The sequence below is a fragment of the Saccharothrix sabaoui genome (assembly GCF_051756985.1).
Taxonomy (GTDB): domain Bacteria; phylum Actinomycetota; class Actinomycetes; order Mycobacteriales; family Pseudonocardiaceae; genus Actinosynnema.
In genome coordinates, this window is sequence record NZ_JBPKJK010000289.1 from 1 (window position 1) to 5,605 (window position 5,605).

The 5,605-nt window shown below is 75.3% G+C and carries 7 protein-coding genes; all 7 read right to left on the reverse strand.

The genetic code is table 11. From position 1 onward, the window contains the following. Nucleotides 1-5: 5 nt before the first annotated feature. Entirely contained in the window at nt 6-239 is a 234-nt protein-coding gene (locus ACR807_RS40880) for a ferredoxin (RefSeq protein WP_438926924.1), read from the reverse strand. Then, entirely contained in the window at nt 239-1,459 is a 1,221-nt protein-coding gene (locus ACR807_RS40885) for a cytochrome P450 (protein ID WP_438926925.1), read from the reverse strand. Before ACR807_RS40885 ends, ACR807_RS40880 begins: the two co-directional genes overlap by 1 nt. A 17-nt stretch (nt 1,460-1,476) precedes the next feature. Then, a complete protein-coding gene (locus tag ACR807_RS40890; protein ID WP_438926926.1) occupies nt 1,477-2,688 on the reverse strand; it encodes a cytochrome P450 in 1,212 nt (403 codons plus the stop codon). Nucleotides 2,689-2,749: 61 nt separating this feature from the next. Then, nucleotides 2,750-3,151: a DUF3224 domain-containing protein gene (locus tag ACR807_RS40895; protein WP_438926927.1), complete on the reverse strand. Its 402-nt coding sequence runs from the start codon at nt 3,149-3,151 to the stop codon at nt 2,750-2,752. Between the two features lie 28 nt (nt 3,152-3,179). Beyond that, nucleotides 3,180-3,599: a nuclear transport factor 2 family protein gene (locus ACR807_RS40900; protein ID WP_438926928.1), complete on the reverse strand. Its 420-nt coding sequence runs from the start codon at nt 3,597-3,599 to the stop codon at nt 3,180-3,182. A gap of 46 nt (nt 3,600-3,645) precedes the next feature. Then, nucleotides 3,646-4,434 (reverse strand): thioesterase II family protein, encoded by a 789-nt coding sequence (locus tag ACR807_RS40905; RefSeq protein ID WP_438926929.1) that lies wholly within the window; start codon nt 4,432-4,434, stop codon nt 3,646-3,648. Then, the coding region (locus ACR807_RS40910) for a beta-ketoacyl synthase N-terminal-like domain-containing protein (protein ID WP_438926930.1) at nt 4,431-5,605 on the reverse strand (1,175 nt) is incomplete at its 5' end. The genes ACR807_RS40905 and ACR807_RS40910, both read right to left, overlap by 4 nt.

Below are 5,605 nucleotides of genomic sequence, written 5' to 3' on the forward strand. Positions count from 1 at the left end.
GCGCGCTAGTCGGCCGGCGGGTAGACCACGCCGCCGGAGGCGACGTCCACCAGGCCGATGGCCTCCACCGGGCAGGACTCGGCCGCGTCGAGCAGCGCGTCCTCCCCGTCGACCTCCTCGCTGACGACCTCGGCCGGGCTGCCCGCCTTCACCCGGAACCGGCCCGGCGCGAGCGCCTGGCAGATGCCCGAGCTGATGCACGCGCCCTGGTCGAGGGACACCTTCCAGGTACCGGTCATCACCACTCCACCGGCAGGCCCTGGAGGCTGTGGATGACGGCGTTCTTGCGCCACGGCAGCTCCGACTCGTCGACCGCGAGGCGCAGCGTCGGGAACCGGGTGAACAGCGAGCCCAGGCCGACCTGCATCTCGATGCGGGCGAGCTGCGCGCCGACGCAGTGGTGCGCGCCGTGGCCGAAGCTGGTGTGCGGGCCGGGGGCCCGGGTGATGTCGAAGCGGTCCGGGTCGGCCCACACCTCGCCGTCGCGGTTGGCGGAGTTGGTGACCGCGATGACGCCCTCGCCCGCCCGGATGAGCGTGCCGGCGACCTCCACGTCCTCGGTCGCGACCCGCATCAGGCCGCCCGCCGCGCCGCCGGGGATGAACCGCAGCAGCTCCTCCACGGCGGCCGGGACCCGGCTCGGGTCCTCGCGCAGCAGCGCGAGCTGGTCGGGGCTGCCGAGCAGGATCAGCACGGCGTTGGCCAGCCGGTTGGCGGTCGTCTCGTAGCCGGCCACGATCAGGCCGCCCGCGAAGGAGACCAGCTCGCGCTCGGTCAGCGCGTCGTTGTCCTGGTGGCCGATCAGCACGCCGAGCAGGTCGTCGCTGGGGTTCGCGCGGCGGGCCTGCACCATCGCCGCCAGGTAGCCGATGAGCGCGTTGCGGGCGGCGACCGCCTCGTCGAGCTTGTCGGCGGTGCTGTGGAACATGGCGTCCGACCAGTGCCGGAACCGGTCGCGGTCCTCGCGCGGCACGCCGAGCAGGTCGCAGATGGTGATGATCGGCAGCTGCGAGGTGTAGAGGCCCACCAGGTCGGCGGGCTTGCCGGCGGCCTCCACCTGCGCCAGCAGGTCGTCCACGGTGGCCTGCACCCGACTGCGCATGGTCTCCATGCGGCGGGCGGTGAAGGCGGGCGCGACCAGGCGGCGCAGCCGGGCGTGGTCCGCGCCCTCCTTGCTGACGATGGACTCGGGGTCGCCCTCCACGCCGGGCATCAGGCGCGGTGCGCCCGGCAGGGCGGCGGCGGCGCGGCTGAACCTGGGGTCGGCGAACACGGCGCGCACGTCGGCGAACCTGGTCACCAGCCACGCCGCGTCGCCGCTGGGCAGGCGCACCCGCATCACCGGCTGCTCGTCGCGCATCCGCCGGTACTCCGGCGACGGGTCGAGGGCGGAGGTGATCGGGAACGGGAACGGCGGGTCGGTCGGGGTCTCGGCGGTCGTCGCCTCGGCCTGGGTCATGGTGGTGCTCCTCGTTGCTACCAGGTGACGGGGAGGCTGTGCACCCCGTGGACGAACATGTCGGTGCGGAAGGGGACCTCGTCGAGGTCCACGGCGAGCCGGAGGCCCGGCGCGCGATCGGCCAGGGTCGTCCACAGCAGGCCGAGCTGGAGGCGGGCCAGCAGCTGCCCCAGGCACTGGTGCAGGCCGAACCCGAACGCGAGGTGGCCGCGGGGGTCGCGGGTGATGTCGAACCGGTCCGGGTCGGGGAACACCTCGGCGTCGCGGTTCGCCGAGGACAGGACCACCACGACGCCCTCGCCGGCGCGGATGGTCGTGCCGCCGACCACGACGTCCTCGGTCGCCACGCGGCGCAGGCCGTAGTCGATGACCGTCTGGTGGCGCGCCAGCTCCTCCACCGCGGGGACGACGAGGCCGGGTTCGGCGCGCAGGCGGGCGTACTGGTCGGGGTGGGTCAGCAGCAGCAGCGTGCCGACGCCGATCTGGTTCGCGATGGTCTCGAACCCGGCGATCATCAGCAGGGTGGCGACGCCCACGACCTCGTCGTGGGTCAGGCCGCTGCGGTCGCGGTCGCGCGACATCCGGCCCAGCAGGTCGTCGGTCCCGGCGGCGTGCTTGTCGGTCACCAGCCGGTCGAGGTACTCGCGCAGCTCGTCGCGCACGACCTGGCGGGCGGCGGGGGACGCCTCCTGGTCGCCGATGACGGCGGTGCGGTCCTGGAAGAACTCGCGGTCGTCGTAGGGCACGCCCAGCAGCTCGCAGATCACCAGCGTCGGCAGGGGCAGCGCCAGCGCCTGCACCAGGTCGGCGGGCTTCGGGCCGGCCAGCATCGCCGACACCAGGTCGTCGACGATGGTCGTGATGGCCGGGCGCATCTCCTCGACCCGTCGGGGCCGGAACTCCTCCAGCACCGCGCGCCGCAGCCGGGTGTGGTCGGGGGCGTCCATGCGGATGAACGTGCCGGGTCCCGGCGGGCGCACGGTCATCCGGGCGGGGAATCCGGGGCGGGAGAAGTCGGAGCTGAAGCGGGGGTCGGCCAGCACCGCGCAGGCGTCGGCGTGCCGCGTCACCAACCAGACGTCGCTGCCGTCGAAGTCCAGGCGCGAGCGGCTGATCGGGGCGTCGGCGCGCAGCGCGGCGTACTCCTCCGCCGGGTGGGTCGGCCGACCGCGCGGGATGGGGTAGCGCTCGGCCACCAGCGGCGCGCCGGGTGCGGGAGCCGGGTCCATGGGTGCCTCTCCTCCACGGGGACGGGCGGGCGTGGCGCGCGACCACGCCCGCCGCGCCCGGTCACTCGAAGTCGTAGTCGAACCGGTAGGCGGCGTTGCCGCTGTCGGAGTGCTTGGCCACGAACCCGCCCTTGCCGGTCAGGCCGGCCAGCTCACCGGTGCCGGAGCCGGGCACGACCGTGAACTCGACGGTCGCCTGCTCGCCGTCCAGCTCGCCGGTGTGGTGGAGCACGAACGTGCCCTTGCGGTCGCCGATGCGACCGACCACGTGCTCCAGGCCGACGAACGTCGTGGACTCCTCGCTGCGGTAGGCCATGACGTACTCCTTGAGCCCGCTGCCCTCGACGTCGCCCTCGAAGACGTAGCGGATGGTGGAGCGGGTCAGCTTGATCCCGTCCTCCTCGGAGAACGTGGTCTCGTCCCAGCTGCGCAGCAACAGGTCACCGGTCGCGGTGAAGCCCATGATTGGTTCCTCCTACTCGAAGTGCCGGTCAGGGAGCGGAGCCCGCCGCCTCGGTGGTCTCGGCGGACTCGGTGGCCTCGGCGGACTCGGCGAACCAGTTCCGCATCCCGCCCTCGATCCCGGCGACCTGGCGCCAGATCAGGCCGTCGCGCAGCACGTAGGCGCCGAAGCCGAGCTCGTGCTCGCCGCGCACGCTCATGTGGGCGCGCACGAAGATGGTGTCCTCGGTGTGGGTGTACTCCAGCAGTTCCTCGTACCTCGCGGCGATGTCCATGTACCGGCCGAAGGTCTCGCGGATCTCGTCGATGCCGTTGAGCACGCCCTGGAAGCGGACCACGACCGCCTCCGGGTGGTAGGTCTCGAGGAGACCGGCGATGTCCGCGTTCTGCAGGCACTCGATCTGCTTCGCGAACAGCGGGTGGACTCGGGACAGGTCCAGGTCGGCCACGGTGGGTCCTCCTCGCGCGGTGGGCGCCCCCCGACTGCGGGGGCGGTCAGGAGGGTGGCACGGACCTCGGTGCCCCGTCTGCGCACTGTTGAGCGGTTCGGCCCAGCAGGTCCTCGCGCACGGCGCGCATCAGCGCGGGCGGGGCCCCGCGCAGGTAGAAGTGGTCCCCGGCGAAGGTCCGGAGGCTGAACGCGCCGCGCGTGACGTCGCGCCACGCCGCCAGTTCGTCCACCTGGGCCTCGGGGTCGGCGTCACCGGTCATGGCGGACACCGGGCAGGTCAGCGTTGGTCCGGGCAGCGGGACGTAGGTCTCGTTCAGCTCGAAGTCGGCGCGCAGGGCGGGCAGGAACAGCCGGGCCAGGCCGGGTTCCGCGAGCAGTTCGGGCGCGGTGCCGCCGAGTCCCGCCAGGGCGGTGAGGAACGCGGCCTCGGGCAGGCCGTGGCGCGGCTCGTGGCGCGCGGGCAGGTGCGGCGCGCGGCGGCCGGAGGCGAACAGCCGGAGCGGGGGGCGCGCGCCCCGCGCCACCAGGGCGCGGGCCACCTCGTAGGCCACGACCGCGCCGGTGCTGTGCCCGAACAGCGCGTACGGCCGGTCCAGGGCCGGGGCGAGGGCGTCCACCAGCTCCGGCACCAGCGTGCCCATCCGGCGGTGCGCGGGCTCGCGCAGCCGGGACTCGCGGCCGGGCAGCAGCACCGGCCACACCCCGATGTCGGGTCCCAGCGGCTCCCGCCACGGCCGGAACCCGGCCGTGCCGCCGCCCGCGTGGGCAAAGCACAGCAGCACCACGCCGGCGTCCCGCCCCCCGGCGTCGCGGGGCACCCACGGGGCCGTCACCGGACCACCTCGGCGTCGGTGATCACCAGGGACGTGGTGATGCCGCCGAAGCCGAACCCGTTCGACACCGCGACCCGGGCCCGCACGTCCTCGGCCCGCTCCCCTGCGTACCGCAGCCCCGGTTCGACGGGGTCGCGCAGGTTGGGGTTGGGGTGCAGGAACCCGCCGCGCAGCTGCGCGACCACGGCCACCGCCTCCAGCACCCCGGCGGCGTGCAGGCAGTGGCCCGTCAACGCCTTGGTGGCGTTGACCAGGGGGCGGTCGCCGAACACCCGCAGCAGGGCGGCGGCCTCGGTGCGGTCGCCCAGCGGCGTGCCGGTGGCGTGGGCGTTGACGTGGTCCACGGCCGCCGGGTCGAGCCCGGCGGCCTTCAGCGCGGCCGTCACGACCTCGACCTGGGCGTCCTCGCTGGGGTGGGCCAGGCTCGTGCCGGCCATGCGCACCGCGTGCCCGGGCAGGGCGGCCAGCGCGGGCACGCCCCGGTCCGCGGCGGACCCGCGCCGTTCCAGGACCACCGCCGCGCACGCCTGGCCGGGCACGAAACCGCTGTGCGCGCGGTCGAACGGCCGGCACAGCGCCGCCGGGTCCGCGTCGTCGGCCAGCGGCGCGACCGCGCCGAGGTTGGCCAGGGCGTGGCGCTCCAGCCGCGACGGGTCGGCCAGCGGGCCGACGACCAGCACGGCGTCGGCCGCGTCGCAGGCCAGCAGGCGGGCCGCGGCGACCAGGGCGACGTTGCCGCTGGCGGACGCCCCGCCCGCGGTCATCCCCTCGCCGCGCGGCCCGAACACCTCGGTGAGCACGCCCAGCAGGTCGGTGTCCATCAGGTGCAGGGCGGCCCGGCCGGGGACGAAGGCCGGGGCGGCGGCGAGCTTGCGCGCGACGTCGTCGGCGTAGCCGCCGGTGAGGTTGTGCCCGGCGACCACGACGGCGACCCGGTCGGCGGGCAGCGGGGCGCGGTCCAGGGCGGCCTCCCGCCACGCCTGGGCGACCGCGGCGACCGCCGCCCGCACCCCCGGCGGGGCGCGGTGGGCGGCCCGCCGCGCCCGGTCCCGCACGCCGTCGTCGGCGTGGGCCGCGACCAGCGCGGCGTCCAGGTCGACCGGCGGCAGGGGCGCGCCCGCGCGGGGGCCGTCGAGGTCGTCGACGACCCGGACGACGCCGCGCGCGCCGG

What these genes read in the sequence shown, in the direction of transcription:
- ACR807_RS40880 (WP_438926924.1), bottom strand. Translation starts at nt 239, where the DNA reads ATGACCGGTACCTGGAAGGTGTCCCTCGACCAGGGCGCGTGCATCAGC.
- ACR807_RS40885 (WP_438926925.1), bottom strand. Translation starts at nt 1,459, where the DNA reads ATGACCCAGGCCGAGGCGACGACCGCCGAGACCCCGACCGACCCGCCG.
- ACR807_RS40890 (WP_438926926.1), bottom strand. Translation starts at nt 2,688, where the DNA reads ATGGACCCGGCTCCCGCACCCGGCGCGCCGCTGGTGGCCGAGCGCTAC.
- ACR807_RS40895 (WP_438926927.1), bottom strand. Translation starts at nt 3,151, where the DNA reads ATGGGCTTCACCGCGACCGGTGACCTGTTGCTGCGCAGCTGGGACGAG.